Raw genomic sequence first — 22647 nt, 5'->3', positions numbered from 1 at the left:
CAGGCAAGATAAATGGGACAGTTAATTAAAATGCAAGATTACGTTTCACGGTATGAACAGAATATTTATTTATATCCATCCCGCTATGTCAGGCTTAAAAAGCATCAATGGGAAAAGTTGAAAGCTGCGTGGGATAATAATGATGATTCTTTTTTTATGAACCATTCGCAGGAAGAAAATCCTGATTGGCTTGAAGAAGAGAAAAAACCTTTAATAGATAAGCTAAAAGGGCTATGGAAGCTAGGGAAGAAGGATAATGAAGAGGAAGATTTGTTAAACCTAGATCAAATGGATCATAACAACGATGAAAGTGGAGACGAAGCAATTCTTCAATTCAAAACAAACTTTACCTATCGTCCTGATTCAGTGGAGGAATTAAAGCATCAATTCCTGGATCAATTATTCCGCTTTCAAATGAAATGGGCGAGCTCTACTTTGACTGAAAAATCGTTTGTGGATAAACGATTTTATTTTGATGAGAGATTAAAGTTCTTTCTTCAACGATTTCCTGATACGTTTCTCGTTCTCTATTTACCGCTTTTTTTGTTGAAAAAGGCACCAGTGGAGGTAGAAACAATTATTTTAAGTCCGACAGGCGTCTGGTGTATTAGTCTTCTAGAGGAAGAAGACTCTTCCGTTTTTATCGGATCAAAAGAACGCTTCTGGGTGAAACGGGTGAATGGCGAAGAGAAAAAGGTGTTGAATCCATTATTAGCATTAAATCGAACAGCGAAAATTGTTCACCAAATATTCCGCATGAATGAAATCGATTTGCCGATACATAAGGCGGTTCTTTGCAGAAATGGATACATTGACCATCCTGCAGTTCCCTTTGATGTCCAAATGATTGAAAAAAGAAATTATGAGGAATGGTTTAAAAGCATGAGAAATCTTCGTTCTCCGCTGAAACATGTACAGCTTAAAGCAGCCCAAAGCTTATTGCAATATTGCCAAACGACATCAATTAGAAGGCTTGAATGGGAGATTTCTGAAGAAGAATAATTAGACAAAGTCTATATAGAAGGTAGAATAATGTGATGAAAAAGCTCTATTTTATCATTAATCCTCAGGCGAAAAATGGCCGTTGTCAAAAGGTTTGGAGAAAACTAGAAAAAATACTTGATGAACAAAATATTTCATACGAGGCTTTTTTTACAGCGTATCACGGCCATGGAAAAGAAATTGTTCAGTTGATTTCCGAAAAAGAGACAGGGAAAAAAGTAGTCATCGTTGTTGTTGGAGGAGACGGAACAATGCACGAAGTGGTGAATGGGGCAGTGGTTAACAAGCATATCCAGCTTGCATATATTCCTGGTGGTTCTGGTAATGACTTTTCTAGAGGATTTGGCATTCCAAGAAATCCAGTTGCTGCGCTCTACCATCTCTTGAGACAATTGAAGGAAGAAGCCTCACTAATTGATTTAGGGAGGATAACGAATAAAGATGAAGAATACATCTATTTTGTCAATAATATGGGTGTTGGACTGGATGCTCATATTGCAAGGAAAGTAAATCTTTCAAAAATTAAAAAGCTGTTAAACCGTGTTTCTCTAGGAAAGCTAGTCTATGTTTATTTTTTGCTAAAAAGTGTATTTACCTATCAACGATCATCCATTGAAATAATTATAGATGGGAAAAAAATTGCGTTTGATTCCACTTGGTTTGTAACTGTTTCAAATCAGCCTTTTTTTGGCGGAGGAATGAAAATATCCCCTAATGCCTCCCCTTTTGATGGTCAGCTAAATATTACTGTTGTCCATAATTTATCAAGATTGAAGCTCTTATTTGTATTTATTACTGTTTTTTGGGGAGGACATGTTGCATTCAAGGAAGTGGAGACGTTTACTGGTAGTGAGATTAGAATTTCTTCTCCTGATTCGATACAGGCTCATGCAGATGGTGAGGATATCGGCTGTACTCCATTGACAACCATTACTTGCCGAAGATTCCTTCCAATCCTTTCAAAGGCAAGTGGAATGGAATAAATACATGAAATTGGAGGTAAGATCATGAAAGCGATTAATCGAAAATTTTCTGCTTACTTAGATGACATGCAAATCATTACGATCTTACTTCCTAAAGATTATTTCGGAGGGAGCTCTTCAAAATTTTCTATTAGAAAAATGAATAGGAATGAGTATGTTCTTCTGACAATTATGAATCGAATACCGTTAGAAAAAAGCGTTAAATATACTTGTCAGATAGAAGAAAAACTAGTAATTGGTGAACAATATTGGGTAATTGATGAGCATGGTGAAAAAACAGACTTGCAAATAGGCGCTGTCATTCGCACAGCTGCTTTTGATAAAGAGTTTTTCTATGATGGCCTACTAGGTTCTTTTTATCATTCAGATCACACGTTATTCAAGCTGTGGGCGCCTACTGCAACAAAGGTGAAATTAAAATTGCTCCCAACAGATACATCAAAGAGTGAAATATTTCATTCGATGATGAGAAAGGAGAAAGGTGTATGGCACGTAACTGTAAAAGGAGATCTTGAATGCTATTATTATTCCTTTCAAGTCTTTGTAAATTTAGAATGGAGAGAGGCAGCGGATCCTTATGCTACGTCGGTTAGCCTCAATGGAGAATATGCTGCTGTCATTGATCTGAACAAAACAAAAATGACAAAACCCCCCCTTCCCCTTTTCAAACAACCTACTGATGCGATTATCTACGAAACACACATAAGGGACTTAACCATCCATTCAAATAGCGGAATCATAAATAAAGGTACGTATCTTGGTGCTGCAGAGCTGAATACTGTGGCGATAGACGGAACGCCAACAGGGCTCTCCTATATACAGGAACTCGGTATCACGCATATTGAATTTCTTCCAATTAATGATTTTGAGGGGATTGATGAAAGAAAGGATACGGATGAATACAATTGGGGTTATAATCCATTGCATTTTAATGCACCTGATGGCAGCTTTTCCACAGCCCCTTCTAATCCATATGCAAGAGTTAAAGAATTGAAAGCAATGATACATGCGGTCCATACACAAGGAATAAGGGTAATAATGGATGTTGTTTATAATCACGTATATATTCGAGAGTGCTCATCTTTTGAAAACATTGTTCCCGGCTACTATTTTCGTCATGATGAATTTGGAATGCCTTCCAATGGAACAGGCGTAGGCAATGATTTTGCTTCAGAACGGCTGATGGGAAGAAAATTTATTATTGATTCGGTTATGTTTTGGCTGAAAGAATACGAAATAGATGGCTTTCGATTTGACTTGATGGGGATTTTGGACATTGAAACAATGAATGAAATCCGGAAAGCAGTTGATTCATTTGATCCTTCCATTCTTATTATTGGAGAAGGCTGGGATTTGGATACACCAATTTCCGCTGATAAGAAGGCTTGTATTCGCAACCAAGAAAGTCTTCCGAGAATTGGCCAGTTTAATGATTGGTTCAGGGATACGGTTAAAGGGAGTACATTTCATTTAGATGATAAAGGCTATGCATTTGGAAATGTCCATTATTATGAGGCAGCTAAACAAGTTCTTGCCGGAAGTATTGGTATGGAAAAAACTGAGGCTGGATTATTCCACTCCCCTGTTCAGTCGGTCAATTACGTAGAATCACATGATAACCACACATTATGGGATAAATTAGCGGTCTGTTCCGCGTCTCTAAGTAAGGGAACAAGGCAAAAGCAGCATAGACTTGCAACAGTAATGGTGCTGCTTTCACAAGGAATTCCCTTTTTGCATAGCGGGCAGGAGTTTTTTCGAACGAAGAAAGGGGAAGGAAATAGTTATCAATCATCCGATGAAATAAATCAGCTTGATTGGGATCGAAAATCCTTTTTTGCTGCAAATGTAATCTATCTTCGTGAAATAATTCGGATTCGCAAGTCACATGGCGCCTTTCGGTTCTCTAATCAGAAGCACATACGTGAGCATATGTGTTTTCTTCCGGCTGAGGAGCCAGTAATTGGATTTTTTTTAAATGATGTTGATGAATATGGGGATTGGGCAAAGATTATTGTATTTTTTAATCCTTCCTTCTCACAAAAAACTGTCGAGCTTCCGGATGGGCTATGGCTGGTACTTGCGGATGACCAAACTGCGAATGTGAAGCCAAAAAGGAAGCTAGAAAAAAATACGCTAGAGTTGCCTCCTATATGTTCGTACGTCCTTGTAAGCAAGTGAAAAATAAATAAGCTTGACGTTAAAAGCATGAAAGAGATAAAATTTATAAAGATAGCTATTGGGAGATCGTAAAGCGATAGCTATCTTTATTTTTTGAAATGAAAAGTTATTTGAAATAGATTGTCTAGCGTAAGCAGCTTATCCTAGATGCAAAGGGCTATTTACCCTTGTTGATGAGCTAGGCGCTTGCGCTTTTCTACTAAGCAGGTGAACAATTTTGGAATATATATTAGGACAAGAGTGGGAGATTGTTCCCGCGGGTGGGGCGACAGGTGAAGCCTTTTTTGCTAAGCATGATGGGCAGCAGCTGTTTCTGAAACGGAACACATCTCCATTTCTTGCTGTACTATCCGCTGAGGGAATTGTTCCTAAGCTTATTTGGACAAAGAGACTGGAAAATGGGGACGTTATCACTGCCCAGCAATGGGAAAGTGGAAGAGAACTTAAGCAAGCAGACATGAACAATGAACGAGTCGCTAGGCTGCTGAAAAAGATCCATGGCTCTAAGCCTTTACTAAGCATGCTCGAAAGACTAGGGAAATCCCCTCTAACCGCGGAAATTATCCTTCAAATCATTGAAGAAGATTTGGATGCTGAGTTAAGGAATATGGATGTAATTGTCCAATCAATCGAGTTTTTAAAGAAGGAAATCGATCATATTCATTGTGAAGAGATGACCGTATGCCATTGTGATGTCAATCATAACAACTGGCTGCTGGCAGAAAACAACCAGTTGTATTTAATTGATTGGGATGGAGCAATGATAGCTGATCCTGCCATTGATCTTGGCATGCTATTGTATTGGTATATTCCGAAACAAGAATGGGATGAATGGATTAATCGGTACGGTTTAACACTGACAGATGATTTACTGTTACGTATGAAATGGTATGTAATCGCACAAACGATTAATTCCATTCAATGGCATAAAGGCAAAAACAGGTTTAAGGAAATGGATAAATGGATCCAGTTCCTTACAGACCTTCATAGATCCTATGAAAATTGATTAATTGAATCTACCCATCCAGACAATTCTTGCTGATGCATTTCGATATGATTGTCCAATTGAGAAGAGTTAATTCCATTCTGACTGTAATTATATATTTCTTCTAAAACTGCTTTTGCACTTTGGTCTACATTCGGACTGCTAATTAATGATTTAACTAATCGTTCAAGCTGCTCACATTCTGATACTGATCCGTAACAATCTGTTTGATGGTTGCTTAATATATCTTTTAATAAATTTAGCTGATCCTGCTGATTAATTGGCATGATCGACACCCTTTCAACTATAATAAAAGGAATTCACCTTAGGTTGTGAGTTCCTTTTTCGATTTATACATGTTTCACCAAGAAGCAGTCATGTTACCAGTCATTTTTTTGCTAATCAGAATTTATATCCATAAATTCTGAATGCATAAGAAAAACTAAGGCATTCGCCGAAAAATTTAGCGAATGTCAAGTTTTTCTAATTGCATCACTGCCAATTGCATGATAATGTTTGAGCGATATAACTTTTATAGGAGTGTAAGTATGAGACAAAGAAATAAACCATGGGCAAAGGAAAAGCTTGCTGAGTATCCGCAATATGTCATTCAATCTCCTGATCAATGGAAGGGGAAATGGCATGAAGTATTTGAAAAAAATCAGCCGCTTCATATAGAAATTGGAACTGGGAAGGGCCGTTTTATTAGCGGAATGGCGAAGGCGAATCCTGATATTAACTATATTGGAATTGAGTTACAAGACAGCGTGATTGTTACCGCCCTTGACCATATTATTGAAGCTGAATTACCAAATGTAAAACTTATGAATGTTAATGCAAATGATCTCCATACTTTTTTTGAAAAAGGAGAAGTGGATAGAGTTTATTTGAATTTCTCAGATCCTTGGCCAAAATCACGTCATGCTAAGCGGAGATTAACTTACAAAACCTTTCTTAAAACATATGAGGAGATCCTAGTTGATCAAGGGGAAATTCATTTTAAAACAGATAATCAAGGACTATTTGAATATTCTCTAACTAGCTTCTCTGAATATGGGCTGCTATTGAAGTATGTAAGTCTTGACCTTCACAATAGTAATTTTGATGGGAATATTATGACTGAATACGAAGAGAAGTTCTCTAATAAAGGAAATCGTATTTATCGTTGTGAAGTTCAATATAGATAAAGTTAAGCTTATCCAATTGGATAAGCTTATTTTTTTCGAATGATCAGGTACTTACGAAAAAGGGAATTAATAAGTAGTGTAGGAAGCAAATTCTCTGATAACAGCTAGTTTGTTTTAATCGACAGTTTACTTAAAATAATATGTTATAATTAGTGATAATACAGAAAATTATGTATATTCATCTTGGAAATATAAAAATGGAAGGAATAGTATATATTATGATGGCTGAAAATGAAGTTTTGTTTGAAGAGAACCATGGGGCTGGATGGGTCATACTAAATCGTCCTAAAGCTTTAAATGCACTATCCCTTCAGATGGTTAAAGATATTTATAACCAACTAATGGTGTGGGCTCATAATGAAAGCATTTCATTGGTTTGTGTAAAGAGTCAAAGTGAAAAGTCATTTTGTTCAGGTGGAGATGTCCGGGCTATATATGAAAGTGTAAAACTGAATTCTGATAGTATGGTCCCTAAAGAATATTTTACAACTGAGTATAAAATGGACTTGCTCATTCATGAATATAACAAGCCTGTAATAGTATTTATGGATGGTATTGTAATGGGAGGAGGCGTGGGTCTCTCTGTTGGCGCTCGATTTAGAGTAATCACAGAAAGAACGAAATGGGCAATGCCTGAAATGAATATTGGTTTTTTTCCTGATGTAGGGGCGAATTATTTTCTTAATCAAATGCCCGGTAGAATTGGATTATATCTCGCATTAACAGCAAAGATAATTTTGAAAGGGGATATTCTATCTACAGATATGGCAGATTATTATCTTGATAGTAGTAGATTGATGGAAGTAGAGGAGTTTATAAAGGCACATGTATGGAAACCGGAAAATGTAGAGGAAAAACTAGTTGAATTTTTAGAAAGTATTTGTGTGAGATCTCATGAATTACCTCATAACTTGAATGTGGAAAAAATTAATCAGTATTTTCAATATGAAACGATAGAACAAATAATAAATTCATTAGATGAGGGTGCTAGTAATGGAGATGATTGGGCGTTAGAAACGAAGAACACTCTTCTTAAGAAATCACCTACATCATTAAAAGTAACTCTAGAATTAATGAAGAGAGGGAAAAGAAAAACCCTTAGGGAGAGCTTTGCAATGGATACTGAAGTTGCTCTAAATTTTTTACATACTAAAGATTTCTTCGAAGGAGTCCGGGCAGTATTGGTGGATAAAAATCATATGCCAAAATGGAACCCAGATTCTTTTAATGAAATTAGTGATGAAAGTATTGACCAATTCTTTCAAGTTGATTGGAAAAATGGATGTAATCCGTTTAATAGCCCCAACGATAATTAGTAGAGATGATGCTGCTAATAAAGGAGAGGTTATATGAAGTTAGAAAAACATTTGCTGTCTATTTTGGAATCACTCCATGATGCAGTTATTGTTATTGTAAAGGATAGTACAATCGTTTTTGTAAATAAAGCTTATTCTGAACAATTTCAAGTACCTGCCAAAAAAATTATTGGCAGAAAGCTAAAGGAAATAGAAGGGGATTCTCGGATTTTAGAAGTTTTAAAAAGCGGTAAATCCTTGATCAATGATTGCAGTTACGTCCATTCTCTAAAAAAGGATGTGTGTGCAAATATCACACCATTAATTGAGAATGGAGAAATGATTGGTGTGGTTACAATCATGAAGGATATTACAGAATTAACTAAAGTTCAGGATGAATTAACAAAATATAAACGGGATTTGTCCTATCTCCAAGAGCAATTAGATAGAAGATATTTCTATAAGCTTGAAAGTAAATCAAGCGTAATGCAAAAAGCCGTTCAGTTATCAAAGCAAGTGGCCGATACGGATGCATCTGTTATTCTTTATGGGGAAAGTGGAACAGGTAAAGAAATCTTCGCAAATTCTATTCACGAAGCTAGCAAAAGAAATAATAAACCATATATCGCTATTAATATTGCTTCAATACCCGATTCTTTATTTGAAAGTGAAATGTTCGGGTATGAAGATGGATCATTTACCGGTTCTAGGAAAGGTGGAAAAAAGGGACTTCTTGAAATGGCAAGTGGCGGGACTCTCCTTCTAGATGAAATTGGAGAAATGTCATTAAATTCGCAAGCGAAGATTCTTAGAGTTATCCAAGAGCGAAAATTTCAAAAAGTGGGCGGAACTAAGCTCTATTCGATTGATGTAAGAATCATATGTGCAACCCACCGAAATTTAAAAGATATGATTAAAGCTGGACAGTTTAGAGAGGATTTATATTATCGAATTAATGTTGTTCCAATCCATATTCCACCTCTACGGAATAGAAAGGAAGATTTGCCTTTTTTATCAAATACAATTCTCAATGAGTTATGTTTAAAATATAGCAAGCATGTAAGAATGAGTGAAGAAGTACTGCGGATTATGGAACAGTATGAGTGGCCAGGAAATGTCAGAGAATTAGTCAATGTATTAGAAAGAATGCTTGTCGTTTGTACAAAACAATTTTTTGAATCAGACGATCTCCCAGAATATTTCTTCTTAGATAGACATCCTTCATCAATTAATTCTAATAATAAAATTAGCCCATCTATCGTTTCGCCCTTATTTACGACCAAATTAGACGTTCTTTTAGAAAAAATGGAGAGAGAACATATTGAGTTTATTATAAAAAATACCCGAAATCGAACCGAAGCAATTCAGAAACTAGGGATAAGCAGAAAATCCTTTTATACTAAACTGAAAAAATATCAAATTGAATAAGGAAATTAAATAGTTTCCTTCCCTTGTTACATTTTATTATTAGTACAATTAATTGTGGCATGAAATTTGCATTAAATTATAATAATTTTGACAAGGAGGAAAAACAAATGAAAGTTGATATTCAAAGAATGAAAGCTGAACAAGCCAAAATTATCTATCAAGAAACAGCTGGATTAGCTATTATCACTATACACAGGCCCCAAAAAAGAAATGCATTAACCGCAAAGATGTGGAAATATTTAACTGAAATAGGACAAAAGATTTTGCAAAATCCCAAAAATAAGGTTGTGATTTTAAGGGGAGCAGGGGAACAATTTACAGCTGGTTCAGATATTAAAGAGTTTCATCAAATGTCACTAGAAGAAGCTGAAAACTCTTTTATCCTAATGGAAGAGGCTATTTCAACATTTGAGAATTTACCAATTCCGACAATAGGCGTTATTAATGGGCCAGCGATGGGAGCTGGTCTTGAGTTGGCCTTAGCATGTGATTTACGGATTGGTTCCGGTAGATCCCGATTAGGTATTCCTGTAGGAAAATTGGGAATTACATTAAACAATAAATTTGCACAACGCCTAGTTAATTTAATTGGCCCAAGTCTAACGAAGGATTTGGTGTATACAGGACGAGTATTAAAAGCGGAAGAAGCATATCGTTTAGGAATGCTAAATTACTTGGTGAATGATGACATTTTAGATCGTTATTCAATTAGAATGGGTAAGCTGGTAGCCTCTCAAGCACCTTCTTCATTACTAGCTGTCAAGCAATCTGTAAGTCAATGTGTGAATAGTGTACCAGAATTATGGAAGGGGACGACGCCTTTTGTAGATAATTATGATTTTCCGGAAGGAGTAGCTGCGTTTGTTGAAAAACGAATCCCACGTTTTTCTCGACGCTCAATTTCAAATTAAAGGATTTTACAATCTTCCCCTGCTCAGTTTTATGTCGAATGCTACACCTGTTTTTTTAAGGAAGCTCATCTTCTTAGAGGGCTTCCTTTCTCTATTTTGATAACTGAAATATTGATTGCGTATAGTTCAATATTCATATGGTCAAGAAAATGTTGATAAATTTCCATTTGCAGAGCTGTTAATTTCTCAAGAATATTATTATGAATAGGAAAACTAATGGATACGTTTAAATTTAGTGTTGGGAGTCCTTGTAAATGGATTGAAACGGATTCGTAATTCACAAATTCTTTAAAGTTAACACAAATATATTCAACAAGTTGCTTAAAAACCTTTTTATGGATTTTAATAGTTCCATGATGAAAATCAGGATAAACGATTGTTGTTTCTCCAATTCTTTCTTCCTTAGTTGAAAAAACCTCCATTCCTTTATAAATTAATTTCTTAAAGAAATTTTGATCAACTTGCTTATATGGTATAGGTATCACATGCTTTCCCTCTGTCTTTCTTACATATTGTGCTATTTTTATTTCACTAGATGAACGTATGTTTTCAACATAATAATAATGTTTAATTTCACTTAACTCCAAGCGTTTGGCTATTAAATTTGCCATCTTATCTGAAGTTCCAATGATTAGGATTTTGCCGATAAAATGACTATGAATGGCTTGTTGAACCTCTTTCTTATGCTGATCATCAAAAAAAGTAGCTCTTTTTACTGCTGAAATATAATTCTTTTCGAATTTCGCAGATGAACCAGCAATCTTTTGCCCATTCAATATTAAGAGGCCATCATCAATGATTGCTGGGATTCTTTTTTTGTACGCAAAAGATAAGGCACTGGTACTTTTCCCTGTCCCACTTGACCCACTTAATGCATAAACTTCCATAATGTTCACTCCCTGATTTATATTTGTTTACGGTGAATAGTTTAAATAAATTGAAAGTAGTTGACATTCTCTTTTACTCATTATAAAGTAAGGGACAAGTTTAATAAATTGAATATTTTAAATATTTTCTTATCAAGAGAGGTTGAGGGACTGGCCCAATGACACCTCGGCAACGGACTTATTGTACCGTGCCAAATCCAGCAAGCATCGCTTGAGAGATAAGAAGAGGTGTTACTAGTAGTTTTTCCCTCTTCTTTGCAATGAAGGGGGTTTTTTTATTGTTTCTTCTGAATAACAAGTGTGTCAAATAGAAACAAAGTTGTGTCATTTGGAAACAGTTATTGCAAACATTTAAATATTGATAATGGGGATAGATGATTTAATTTCACTTTATTTTAGATAAATAAACGTTTAGTTTTTGGCACGATAATTGCAAGTTTAAATTTGAAGGTCAAGAAAAATTAGGAGTGATGAATATGGGAAAAGTCAGGTATGAAAAGAAAGATAATATTGGGATTATTACTATCGATTCCCCCCCTGTGAATTCCTTAGATCGTGATGTTTTTAATGATTTAGAAGAAGTTGTTCTGCAAATTGGAGATTGTGTGAGAGTTGTTATTATCGAAGGTGCTGGCACAAAAGCATTTGTAGCTGGTGCGGATATTAAAGAATTTCCTGGATTAACATCAGAAGCAGGGGAAGCACTTTGTTTGAGGGGGCAGGCAGTATTTAATCGAATAGCTAATCTTACACAACCTGTGATTGCTGCCATTGATGGATTCACATTAGGTGGAGGTCTAGAGCTTGCGCTTGCTTGTGATATTCGTATTGCTTCTAATCACTCACAATTTGGTCTCCCAGAAGTAAAGCTTGGAATTATTCCTGGGTATGGAGGTACACAAAGACTGCCACGGCTGATTGGACAAGGAATGGCGAAGAGGTTAATTTTTTCTGGTGAGTTCATTTCTGCTGAAACAGCTTATAATTACGGCCTCATTGAGGAGGTAACAGAGGACAATGTATTATCTAAAGCGATTGAGCTAGCAAATATTATCGCTTCAAGAGGACCTATCGCTGTACAAAAGGCGAAGGAAGCAATCAATATGGGAGCGGAAGTGTCTTTAAATGAAGGTCAACAACTAGAAGCGAAATTATTTGGAGATATATGTTTAACAGATGATAAGGAAGAAGGCGTAGTTGCATTTTTGAAAAAAAGAGAGCCATCATTTACAGGAAATTAAGGAGGAGAATCATATGAAAACAATAGGTGTAATTGGCTTTGGAACAATGGGATCGGGTATTTCTCAAGTATGTGTTGAGGCTGGGTACGAAGTAATTGCAATAGAACAGGAAAAGGCATATTTTGATCGAGGCTTAAAACAAATAGGTAAAAATTGGAACAGAGCTATTGAAAAAGGAAGAGCCAATAAAGAAACAATAGATGGATACGAACAATTATTAAGTACTTCTACTGAGTGGGAAAGCATTGCAGAAGCTGATTTCATCATTGAAGCAGTAAGTGAAGACATGGAGCTAAAAAAGGAAATCTTCAGGAGAATTGATCAAATAGTTAATGAGAAAGCAATTATTGTAAGTAATACATCTGGATTGAGTATTACAGAAATTGCAAGTGTAATGAAAGATCCTGGTAGAGTAATGGGATTCCACTTTTTTAATCCAGTACCAGTAATGAAATTGGTAGAACTCATAAAAGGATATGATACAACTGAAGAAACCTATCAAAGGTCAAAAGAGCTGGTGGAATCCCTTGGGAAGGAGGCTGTTGCTGTCAAGGAATCACCATTGTTCGCAGTTAATCGTATTTTGGTCCCTATGATTAATGAGGCAATTTTTGTGTTACAGGAAGGTGTAGCTAGTGCTGATGATATTGATAAAGGGATGAGGCTAGGTGCGAACCATCCAATCGGGCCGCTTGCCCTAGCCGATTTAATTGGGTTAGATACTTTATTATTTGTTCAGGATTCATTATATGAAGAAACACAGGATTCAAAATATCGAGCAGCGCCGCTACTTAGAAAATTAGTTCGAGCGGGGCATTTAGGTAGAAAAACGGGAAAAGGATTTTATGAATATTAAGAGTTTGATAATGGTAGAGGTAGATTAAAAGTTGAGTATTGAACAAAGGAGGAATAGAGATGACAACAACGGTCGGAGAAATAATAGAATGGTCGGCACATAATTATCCTGATAAATCAGCTCTTATTTATAAAGAGAAAAATCAGCACTTTACTTTTAAAGAATTAAATAAAAAAATTAATCAATTTGCCAACTCATTAGCAGAACTGGGTGTACAGAAGGGAGATGTTGTTTCTACTTTTCTCTATAACAATAGTGAATTTATTATTGCATTATTTGCTTCGGCAAAACTTGGAGCTGTTTTTAATCCAATTAATTATCGTTTAACAGCAAATGAACTTTATTTTATTTTAAACAACGCCGGTTCTAAGGTGCTTTTGTTTGAAAAAGAAGTGGCAGAAACTGTGAAAGAGACAATTCAATTAGGAATCAAAGTTGAACAGTTTATATATACGGATAAGGATGTTCCGATCGGTTCAATTGATTTTTACAAGATGTTAGAAAAATGTAATGAGACAGCGCCAGATGTTCATGTAACTGAAAATGATACTTATATCATGATGTACACGAGTGGAACAACCGGCCGCCCTAAAGGGGTAATCCATAAACATCGAGACATGGTTCATCATAATTTTTTAATGATTGAATGTATGAAATTGAATAAAAATGATATTGGATTTTCAGTCGCACCCTTAAATCATACAGCGGAGCTACATACATCATTTCTTCCAAGAGTAATGGTGGGGGCAACTACTATTATCATGCATCATTTTGAAGCAGAAAAGGTGCTAAGGACAATTGATGAAGAAAAAGTAACACATATCTTTGCGGCACCAACGATGGTGAATATGCTGCTAAATGTTGCGAATTTTGATGCATTTGATTTATCCTCTCTCAGATTATTGGGTTACGGGGGAGCATCAATGGCTCCAGTATTAATCAGGAGATTTCAAGAGAAAACAAATGCAGATCTGGTGCAGATGTTTGGTACAACAGAAATGGGACCTGTGATGAGCGTTTTGTATCCAGACGAACAATTGAACAAAGCAGGGTCAGCTGGAAAAGCAATACTTACCCATCAAATAAAGATTGGCCGTATTGAGGAGAATGGCAGACCTACAAATCCAGAAAATGAATGTTTGGTTGGAGAGATTGGTGAAATCTTAGTCAAAGGTCCATGTATGATGAAAGAATACTATTGCCGTCCAGAATCAACTGAAAAGGCACTTGCTTACGGCTGGTATCATACAGGGGATATGGGCTATGTAGATTCTGATGGCTATATATGGATTAAAGACCGCATGGATTATATGATCAACACTGGAGCTGAGAATGTATATCCGCGAGAAGTGGAGGATCAAATACTTGAGCATCCAGAGGTATTAGAAGTAGCGGTAATTGGGAAAAGCGATCCAATCTGGGGTGAAACAGTTGTTGCGTTCGTAGTCAAAAAACCAGGAAGTAATATAACGAAACAAACAATTGATAGGTTTTTAGTTGAAGGAAAAAAAATAGCAAAATATAAGAGGCCACGAGAATATTACTTTGTGGAAAGTCTCCCGAAAACTACAAGCGGAAAAATGCAAAAGTTTGTCCTTACAAAACAGCTTTCGGAATATAGCGAGGAGGGAGTTCAATGAACGCCGAAAAAATCGTATTTAATAATTTTGATTTATCTGAAGACCATCTTCAAATTAAACAGGAAATTCACCGTTTAGCACAGGAACGGATTAAACCAAGAGCAATTGAGATTGATGAGAATGCTGAATATCCAATGGATATTTTGCACCTTCTTTCGGAATATGGATATATTGGTGCAAATATGCCTGAAGAATATGGTGGATTGGGGCTTGATTTACTTAGTTTTTGCTTGATTGTCGAGGAAATTTCCCGCGTTTGTGCCTCTTCTTCACAGGTGGCTGTTGTACAAGAATTAGGCTCATTGCCAATTATTATCGGTGGAAATGATGCTTTGAAAAAAAGATTCCTTCCAGATTTAGCGACTGGACAAAAGATTGCGGCTTACGCTTTGACAGAACCAGATGCAGGATCTGATGTAAAGAGTTTAAAAACTCGTGCTGAGCGAGATGGGGACTCCTATATTTTAAATGGGCAAAAGATGTTTATTAGCAATGGTGGCGTAGCAGATGTATATTCTGTTTTTGCACAGACGGCTAAAGGAATTACAGCATTTGTAGTAGAGAAGGATACCCCTGGCTTTGTTGTAGGAAAGCTGGAGAAAAAGATGGGAATCAAAGGATCACCAACAGCCCAACTATATTTTGATAATTGTAGAATTCCTATAGAAAATAGGATTGGTGATGAGGGAGATGGCTGGATGATCGCCATGAAAACCTTTGATAAGTCTAGACCTACTGTTGCTGCACAAGCTCTGGGAATTGCCCAAGGAGCATACGATGCTGCATTAGAATATGTACAAGAAAGGGAACAGTTTGGGAAAAATATTTCTTCATTTCAAGCGGTTCAATTCATGCTTGCAGATATGGCAACACAGATAGAAGCTGCACGTGGTCTTGTGTATAAAGCTGCTTCGAAAGTGAACGAACTTACAGCTACTGGGAAAAACCCGGAATTGACACAAGCATCCTCAATGGCAAAAATGTTTGCTGCAGACGTTGCAATGAAGGTGACGACAGATGCTGTTCAGCTTCTAGGTGGATATGGATTTATTCAAGAGTACCATGTTGAGAGAATGATGAGAGATGCAAAAATCACACAGATTTATGAGGGAACAAATCAAATTCAGAGAGTTATTATTGCAAGAACAATTTTAGGAGGTAAATAATGGGGAATTTAAAACTACTATTTATTCATGGTGCAGGGGGAACAAGGAGCAAATGGAGATCACTTAAGAATTTTTCATCTTCGGTATATGAAGTAATAGATCTGCCTGCACATGGAGATAACGAGTTTAATATTATTTCCTCTATTCAAGATTATGCTGCTTATATTGATCAATCTATTCAAGAAGATACGATCGTGGTCGGGCACTCAATGGGGGGCTTAATTGCCATTGAATTAGCTGCGCGAAACAAAAAAGTGAAAGGATTAGTTCTTGTAGCAAGCTTCTATGAACTACCAGTACACCCAAAAATACTTGATAAACTGGCCGATGGTGAATTCCCAGAATCTCTATTTCATGCATCGTATAGTAAAGAGGTGAGTGAATCACTTCTAGAAGAGGAAAGACAAGAGTTGGACTTAGTGCCAATAGAAATCACTCATGCTGATTTTCAAGCATGTACTGAGTATTTGGAGGGAAGGGCAGTATTATCATCTCTAAAAATTCCAATATGTGCTATCTTAGGCAGTCAAGATAAGCTATTGCCTAGGGGGGCAGGAGATTTACTAAGGAATATTAAACCTGATATGCACATTTTAGAGATTGAGGGTTCAGGTCATTATGTAATGCTGGAAAAGCAAGAGGAATTTCATAATGCACTAAATGAGTTTGTACAAATAGTTGAGAAACAAACAGTATAAATGCAAATAATGCTTTAAACATAGAAATCAACATGAGAAAAGAGGAGTTTTAACTTAAAAACGAATTGCAATATGAAGGGGTGGGAAGATGGGTCTATATAAAAAGAGGAAAGATGGCAGTGAGCAACCTTCAATGCTAGGACCATTAAAGTTAAGGTTGCCATTTATTCATTATAAACTTGAATATCCTGATTGGATTCAAGGTGCAATATTATGTGTAGTTCCAATGGGCATAACAGCTGTAATGATGGATGTGCTAGGTATTCCGTTTGAATTGGCGATTGCCTTCGTCGTTATTAATAACTTTCTTTATCTTCTCCATACTCATTTCGGTGATCCCTCAATTGCAGGGTGGATTACAGCGGGAATACCGCTGTACGTTGGGTTTCTGGTTGGTTTTCCAGAAGGGGATGCAAGAATTCTTGCATTAATAGCACTTCAATTAACAGTGGCTCTTATTTTTTTAATAATGGGACTATTTAAAGGGGCAGACATCTTAGTTAAACGGCTGCCTACTTCACTAAAAGCTGGTATTTTGCTAGGAGCTGGGTTTGCTGCCATTTATGGAGAGTTTTCAGCAAATGGCCGTGTTTGGACAATGCCAGTTACCATCCTGTTGGGTGCAGCGTTTGGATTTTTTATGATGTTTTCTAGAACAGCTGCACCACTTAGGGAAAAATATTCATTTTTTCGGTATATAGCTCAATTTGGAATAGCAATCCCTTTTGCAGTATCATATATTTTTGGTTTGGTGATCGGCGAAGTAGCTGCCCCAAATATTTCTTGGAACTTAGTACCACTCCCAATAGGAGAAATCATTGCTAATTATAGTATTTTCGGAGTAGGTTTTCCACCTTTTGAATATTTTTTGAAAGCGCTACCGTTAGCGATTGCAGCCTATATTATTGCTTTTGGTGATATATTAGTTGTCAGTTCCCTTCTAAATAACGCAAATGAAGTTCGGAAGGATGAAAGAATTGTATTTAGTGCTAGCAGAAATAGTATTATTGTTTCAATTCGTAATTTTATTGAAGGGATATTTATGCCTTATTTACCTTTATCCGGTCCGCAATGGACTGCTGGACAGGTGCTTGTTGTAAATAGGTTTATGAGTAATGGCCGAAGTCAGGTGGACAGCTATTGGGGAGGAGCTACAGGGATTTTTTGGGGAATGAGTATTGCGTTAATGCTTGGACCAGTTGTTTCGATCTTTCAGCCTGGAATCAATATTGGAATGGCACTGACAATGCTCATACAAGGGTATTTATGCGGCTACCTAGCAATGGACGTATTAAAAGAGAAAGGCACCCTAGAGAAAGGAATTGCAGTAATTGTAGGAGCGGTACTAGCAACACAAGGTGCTGCGTGGGGGCTTGGTGTTGGAATTGTATTATGGCTTCTACTTGAGAGAAATTGGTTTAAGGATGAAGATAAAAAGGTAAATGAAACAAGGATAGCATAATAAATTGCGGACGAATAATTCAGAATGTTATGATAAAAAGAGGGGTTACTCTCTCTTTTTTTATTATCTTGAAAGTATAACTTTTAGATTAGACAATTGTCTAACACTACTGCTTCTCTTATAAGGAGGTTTTTAATTTGCTTTATATTGATGGTAAATGGACTGAATCAGAATCGAAAAATAGTTTCCCTGTTTTTAATCCGGCAGATGGCCAGGAAATTAATAAAGTGGCAGACGGAAATAGAAACGATACAAAAAAGGCGATTGAAGCGGCTGCATCAAGTTTTCGTAATTGGTCGCGACTTACCGCTTATGAACGTTCTAGTTATTTATACAGAGCATATGAAATCATGATGAAGCGGAAAGAGGAACTTGCTCAATTAATGACATTAGAGCAAGGAAAGCCATTGAAATCTTCACGTAATGAAGTTCAATATGCTGCAGATTTTCTTTTATGGTATGCAGAAGAGGCAAAACGTGTTTATGGCGAAGTGATTCCTTCATCAAGAAGGGATCAGAGATTTATTTCAATCCGAAAGGCAATAGGGGTGGTGGGTGCAATCACTCCATGGAATTACCCTGTCTCTATGATAACTCGGAAAATTGCTCCGGCTCTTGCTGCGGGCTGTACAATTGTTTTAAAACCTGCAGAAGAAACACCTTTGTGTGCGATGGAAGTATTTAAAGTTTTTGACGATGCCGGGATTCCAAATGGGGTAGTAAATTTAATTTCCTCAACAAATGCTGAAATGGTAGGTAATGAATTATTAACTAATCCTGCAGTTAAAAAGATAACATTTACTGGATCAACTGAGGTAGGTAAGTTTATTGCTGAAAAAGCAGCAAGGAATGTAAAAAGAGTTTCTATGGAACTAGGGGGCCATGCGCCATTTATCGTTTATGAGGATGCAGATCCTGTCCATTCTGCAAAAGGAGTAGCACTAGTGAAGTTTCTAAATGCGGGGCAGGCATGCATTAGCCCAAATAGGATATTTGTACATCGCTCAATTGCTGAAGAATTTACAAATACACTTATTGATAGAGTCAGAAAATTAAGGGCAGGGAATGGTTTGGAGGAAGGTATTAGTATCGGTCCTCTTGTAAATGAAGCAGCGATTGAGAAAGTTGATGGACAAGTAAGGGATGCAGTGGAAAGGGGCGCAACGTTAGAATTAGGTGGATATAGACTGAAAGAAAATGGGTTAGACAAAGGAGTTTTTTATGCACCAACGATATTATCGGGGGTTCATAAAGATATGAGAATTTTTCGAGAAGAAACATTTGGCCCAGTTGCTCCTATTAGTATTTTTGACAATAGTGAAGAAGTAATAGAGATGGCTAATGATACACATTACGGTCTTGCTGCATATGTTTACACGAAAGATATTTCGAAAGCGATGAGAGCATTTGAGGAATTAAACTTTGGTATAATTGGTATTAATGACATTAACCCTACCGCTGCTTCAGCACCTTTCGGGGGAATGAATGAAAGTGGATTGGGAAGAGAAGGTGGTAAGGAAGGGATCGAAGAGTATCTTGAAACAAAACTAGGAGGATTTTCGATCTAGCTTTACATGCCAATTCATCTTACAAAGATAAATTAAAGGAAATAAAAATATATTGAATTGTTTTCCTTTAATTAGGAGAAATCACATCTCGTGGAGCAAGGCTGGTTTTTCTGCGAGATGTGATTTTAGAAAGTGTAAATGAAGAAAATATCAGAGTTGAATCATTTGGAAAAAATAATTGATGTAATGTAAAAAAGCGAAATAGACCTCTAATACTATTCTTGTTTTGTGTTAATGTATGGATTTAATGGTAACTGGCGCTAATTTTCTTTTAGCTGAGCTTGTAAGCATCAAGAATGATTCCTGTGCCAGCATCTGCAATAAATTCAAATTGCTCCTGTGTTTCACCGATTTTTCTTGATATGCCTCCCCGATATATTTCGTATGCTAAATGCCCTTTTTTATAGGGTTCCTTCGTCATTTGGATCCATGAACCGCTGATCGGTCCATTTTTCTTGAATGCGTCCTTTGCATTGGACAATGCTCTTTCAGGAGAGACAGATGTTTTTTGTGCAAGCAGCTCCCTTGCTGCATATCCACTCGCTAATCCGACTCCAACACCTAATAAAAATGATTTCCAGTTCATATGACACACCTCCATAAAGTAATATTCATGCCAATCTTTCTAAGCTTCTTAACCATCTTACCAAAAATTACGGGATGTTAAAAATTGAATTAGTGGCAAGTGCTGTGAAAGTTCTGTAAAATAAAAGAATACATAATATTATTCTAATTCAAGGAGAAAAAAGATGAACGAAAAAACATTGCAGCTCTTCAAAACATTAACCGAACTGCCTGGTGCACCGGGAAATGAGCATTTTGTCCGTAATTTTATGCGTGAGCAGCTTAGCCAATATGCAGATGAAGTAGTTCAGGATAAGCTAGGCGGTATTTTTGGTGTGAAAAAAGGAGACGAAAATGGACCAACAATTATGGTGGCAGGCCATATGGATGAAGTTGGTTTTATGGTTACTTCCATTACAGAGAACGGGATGATTCGTTTTCAAACACTTGGCGGATGGTGGAGCCAAGTGCTGCTAGCACAAAGGGTACAAATTATGACAGATAATGGACCAGTGATAGGCGTAATTGGTTCTATTCCACCACACCTCTTAGATGAAGCAAAACGCAGCAAGCCGATGGAAATTAGTAATATGCTGATTGATATTGGTGCGGATGATCGCGAGGATGCGAAAAAAATAGGTATTAAGCCAGGACAGCAAATTGTCCCTAATTGTCCGTTTACACCGATGGCAAATGAGAAGAAAATTCTTGCAAAAGCTTGGGATAACCGTTATGGCTGCGGACTAGCAATTGAATTGCTAGAAGAAGTGAAGGATATTCAACTTCCGAACATTCTTTATTCCGGAGCTACGGTTCAAGAAGAGGTTGGACTAAGAGGAGCGCAAACGGCGGCTAACATGATCAATCCTGATCTCTTCTTTGCAATGGATGCAAGCCCTGCGAATGATATGTCAGGAGATAAAAATGAGTTTGGTCAATTAGGAAAAGGAACGCTTCTAAGAATTCTTGACCGTTCAATGGTAACTCATCGCGGAATGAGAGAATTTGTCTTAGATACAGCAGAATCAAATAAGATTCCTTACCAATACTTCGTTTCCCAAGGTGGTACAGATGCGGGCCGTGTACATGTTTCTAATGAAGGAGTCCCTAGTGCAGTAATAGGGATTTGCTCCCGCTATATTCATACACATGCTTCAATCATTCATATTGATGATTATGCGGCTGCTAAAGAATTAATTGTTAAGCTAGTGAAGGCATGTGACCGTACAACAGTTGAAACCATTCGACAAAACAGCTAAGCTTTTGGGAGGCAACATGAGGTTGCCTCTTTTTTATTTCTGTAAAAAGGAGTTAAGTTTCATGAAAATCATTATTGGATCAAAAAATCCTGCGAAGATAAAGGCAGTTAAAGGTGCATTTCAAAGGTATGAAGCAGAGTATATAACTTTAGATATTCCATCTGGGGTGAATGATCAACCTTTTTCAGATGAAGAAACAATTAAGGGTGCGGTTAATCGGGCTTACGGAGCGTTAGAGGCAGGAAATGGTGAAATCGGTATTGGGCTTGAAGGTGGCGTGCAAGACACTGAATATGGCTTGTTTTTATGTAACTGGGGCGCACTAGCTGTGAAAGGGGAACCGCCAATTATAGCTGGGGGAGCAAGAATTCCACTGCCTGATGCTGTTGCAGCACAACTAGTAGCAGGTAAGGAACTTGGTCCTGTGATGGATGCTTTTACAAATAAAAATGATATTAGGAAAAAAGAAGGAGCAATCGGTGTTTTTACTGATGGGGAGATTAGCCGATCTGACATGTTCTCACATGTAATGAAGCTATTGATCGGGCAGTATGAATACCGGAAAAAATGACGGAATAAGTGATTTGTTTTTACCCTTTTTCTAGTATATTAATTACGATAAGCCTGATCATTCAAAATGAAGGGTTGTCAGACTATTAGGAAGAAATGTATGATAGAAAAGGATGATGGATTTCCCAGCAAGGAGGAAAATAGTATGAGAAACATATCAAAAGCTGCCTTGCTCTTATTTACTGTCGTTTTACTGCTAAGTGCTTGTTCTGCTTCTTTAAAAGAAGAGCAAAAAGCTGCTAAGGATGCTGTAAATGAGGCATTCAAAGGTACACCAACAGAAACTAACAACAAAAATGAAGATATTGCGTTTTATCTGCCTTTTGGTGTAGAAGTGAAAGAAACATCGCCTAATAATATCATCTTAAAAAATGGCTCAAAAACCTATATTCTTTTCTATAATCAGCATGAGGGTCCAGAAAGTAAAGTGGTATATGAAGCGACAATGAAGCAAAAAAAATATGATTTAAACGAAATTTATGAAAAAGATCAGCATTTTGGGTTTTTACTAATTAAGAATACGGATAAAAATATGAATGAAATGACTATTGGTGTCGGCGGTGTAAAAATTACTTCACAATCAAAAACAAAACAATTAACATCTGATGCCGCAATTATGAGTGAAATTGTAAATTCTGTTACGATGAAATAAAATAAAGCGAAGGGGTCACACTCCTTTCGCTTTATTTATTTTCATTGATTTAGAATTTTGTTATGATCAGAATAGATGAGGAAAATAGGATGGATGTTATTTGAAGATAAAA

21 protein-coding genes and 1 riboswitch are annotated in these 22647 nt (G+C 36.7%); of the genes, 18 read left to right on the top strand and 3 right to left on the bottom strand.

Going from position 1 to position 22647, the window contains the following annotated elements; genetic code table 11:
* The first annotated feature begins 12 nt into the window (after window positions 1-12).
* From AN957_RS21235 to AN957_RS21220, 4 genes are all read left to right on the top strand, one after another.
* On the top strand, window positions 13-1002 hold the full coding sequence (locus AN957_RS21235; RefSeq protein WP_053477362.1) for a nuclease-related domain-containing protein: 990 nt from the start codon (window positions 13-15) through the stop codon (window positions 1000-1002).
* Window positions 1003-1037: 35 nt separating this feature from the next.
* Window positions 1038-1985, top strand: coding sequence for a diacylglycerol/lipid kinase family protein (locus AN957_RS21230; protein ID WP_053477611.1), 948 nt, complete (start codon window positions 1038-1040; stop codon window positions 1983-1985).
* Between the two features lie 24 nt (window positions 1986-2009).
* Entirely contained in the window at window positions 2010-4166 is a 2157-nt protein-coding gene (gene pulA / locus AN957_RS21225) for a type I pullulanase (RefSeq protein WP_053477361.1), read from the top strand.
* Window positions 4167-4383: 217 nt separating this feature from the next.
* On the top strand, window positions 4384-5172 hold the full coding sequence (locus tag AN957_RS21220; RefSeq protein WP_053477360.1) for a phosphotransferase family protein: 789 nt from the start codon (window positions 4384-4386) through the stop codon (window positions 5170-5172).
* On the opposite strand, the gene AN957_RS21215 is transcribed toward AN957_RS21220, so the two are convergent.
* On the bottom strand, window positions 5160-5438 hold the full coding sequence (locus tag AN957_RS21215) for a YtzH-like family protein (protein WP_056686048.1): 279 nt from the start codon (window positions 5436-5438) through the stop codon (window positions 5160-5162). The genes AN957_RS21220 and AN957_RS21215 overlap by 13 nt on opposite strands.
* Window positions 5439-5699: 261 nt before the next feature.
* Between AN957_RS21215 and trmB the strand changes: the two genes are divergently transcribed.
* The 4 genes from trmB (at window position 5700) to AN957_RS21195 (ending at window position 9972) form a co-directional block, all read left to right on the top strand.
* Window positions 5700-6338 (top strand): tRNA (guanosine(46)-N7)-methyltransferase TrmB, encoded by a 639-nt coding sequence (trmB, locus tag AN957_RS21210; protein WP_053477358.1) that lies wholly within the window; start codon window positions 5700-5702, stop codon window positions 6336-6338.
* Window positions 6339-6535: 197 nt separating this feature from the next.
* Window positions 6536-7654: an enoyl-CoA hydratase/isomerase family protein gene (locus AN957_RS21205; RefSeq protein WP_056686044.1), complete on the top strand. Its 1119-nt coding sequence runs from the start codon at window positions 6536-6538 to the stop codon at window positions 7652-7654.
* Window positions 7655-7687: 33 nt separating this feature from the next.
* Window positions 7688-9061, top strand: a complete 1374-nt coding sequence (locus AN957_RS21200; RefSeq protein WP_053477356.1) for a sigma-54 interaction domain-containing protein — start codon at window positions 7688-7690, stop codon at window positions 9059-9061.
* A gap of 107 nt (window positions 9062-9168) precedes the next feature.
* Window positions 9169-9972, top strand: coding sequence for an enoyl-CoA hydratase/isomerase family protein (locus tag AN957_RS21195; RefSeq protein WP_053477355.1), 804 nt, complete (start codon window positions 9169-9171; stop codon window positions 9970-9972).
* A gap of 65 nt (window positions 9973-10037) precedes the next feature.
* Here the strand turns inward: AN957_RS21195 and AN957_RS21190 are convergent, their stop codons facing one another.
* Window positions 10038-10859, bottom strand: a complete 822-nt coding sequence (locus tag AN957_RS21190; RefSeq protein WP_053477354.1) for a hypothetical protein — start codon at window positions 10857-10859, stop codon at window positions 10038-10040.
* A gap of 126 nt (window positions 10860-10985) precedes the next feature.
* Window positions 10986-11084, top strand: a riboswitch (SAM riboswitch).
* A 251-nt stretch (window positions 11085-11335) separates the two neighbouring features.
* On the opposite strand from AN957_RS21190, the gene AN957_RS21185 reads away from it, so the two are divergent.
* The 7 genes from AN957_RS21185 (at window position 11336) to AN957_RS21155 (ending at window position 19490) form a co-directional block, all read left to right on the top strand.
* The gene (locus AN957_RS21185; protein WP_053477353.1) at window positions 11336-12100 is read left to right on the top strand and encodes an enoyl-CoA hydratase/isomerase family protein; all 765 of its coding nucleotides are present in this window, start codon (window positions 11336-11338) and stop codon (window positions 12098-12100) included.
* A gap of 13 nt (window positions 12101-12113) precedes the next feature.
* Window positions 12114-12956: a 3-hydroxyacyl-CoA dehydrogenase NAD-binding domain-containing protein gene (locus AN957_RS21180; protein WP_053477352.1), complete on the top strand. Its 843-nt coding sequence runs from the start codon at window positions 12114-12116 to the stop codon at window positions 12954-12956.
* Between the two features lie 59 nt (window positions 12957-13015).
* Entirely contained in the window at window positions 13016-14596 is a 1581-nt protein-coding gene (locus tag AN957_RS21175) for a long-chain-fatty-acid--CoA ligase (protein ID WP_053477351.1), read from the top strand.
* Window positions 14593-15762, top strand: coding sequence for an acyl-CoA dehydrogenase family protein (locus AN957_RS21170; protein ID WP_056686040.1), 1170 nt, complete (start codon window positions 14593-14595; stop codon window positions 15760-15762). Before AN957_RS21175 ends, AN957_RS21170 begins: the two co-directional genes overlap by 4 nt.
* A complete protein-coding gene (locus tag AN957_RS21165) occupies window positions 15762-16460 on the top strand; it encodes an alpha/beta fold hydrolase (protein ID WP_053477349.1) in 699 nt (232 codons plus the stop codon). The genes AN957_RS21170 and AN957_RS21165 overlap by 1 nt, the downstream gene beginning before the upstream one ends.
* Before the next feature lie 88 nt (window positions 16461-16548).
* On the top strand, window positions 16549-17922 hold the full coding sequence (locus AN957_RS21160) for a hypothetical protein (RefSeq protein WP_053477348.1): 1374 nt from the start codon (window positions 16549-16551) through the stop codon (window positions 17920-17922).
* Between the two features lie 137 nt (window positions 17923-18059).
* A complete protein-coding gene (locus tag AN957_RS21155; protein WP_053477347.1) occupies window positions 18060-19490 on the top strand; it encodes an NAD-dependent succinate-semialdehyde dehydrogenase in 1431 nt (476 codons plus the stop codon).
* Between the two features lie 271 nt (window positions 19491-19761).
* Here the strand turns inward: AN957_RS21155 and AN957_RS21150 are convergent, their stop codons facing one another.
* The gene (locus tag AN957_RS21150; protein ID WP_053477346.1) at window positions 19762-20076 is read right to left on the bottom strand and encodes a PepSY domain-containing protein; all 315 of its coding nucleotides are present in this window, start codon (window positions 20074-20076) and stop codon (window positions 19762-19764) included.
* A gap of 163 nt (window positions 20077-20239) precedes the next feature.
* On the opposite strand from AN957_RS21150, the gene AN957_RS21145 reads away from it, so the two are divergent.
* The 3 genes from AN957_RS21145 (at window position 20240) to AN957_RS21135 (ending at window position 22535) form a co-directional block, all read left to right on the top strand.
* Window positions 20240-21313, top strand: coding sequence for a M42 family metallopeptidase (locus tag AN957_RS21145; RefSeq protein ID WP_056686038.1), 1074 nt, complete (start codon window positions 20240-20242; stop codon window positions 21311-21313).
* A gap of 61 nt (window positions 21314-21374) precedes the next feature.
* Complete coding sequence (locus AN957_RS21140; RefSeq protein ID WP_053477344.1) at window positions 21375-21884, top strand: DUF84 family protein; 510 nt, start codon at window positions 21375-21377, stop codon at window positions 21882-21884.
* A gap of 144 nt (window positions 21885-22028) precedes the next feature.
* The gene (locus AN957_RS21135; protein WP_053477610.1) at window positions 22029-22535 is read left to right on the top strand and encodes a hypothetical protein; all 507 of its coding nucleotides are present in this window, start codon (window positions 22029-22031) and stop codon (window positions 22533-22535) included.
* Window positions 22536-22647: the final 112 nt, after the last annotated feature.

It is taken from the genome of Cytobacillus solani, assembly GCF_001420595.1.
GTDB lineage: Bacteria > Bacillota > Bacilli > Bacillales > Cytobacillaceae > Cytobacillus > Cytobacillus solani.
The sequence above is the reverse complement of the archived record's forward strand: the minus strand, read 5'-3'. Positions and strand labels throughout refer to the sequence as shown.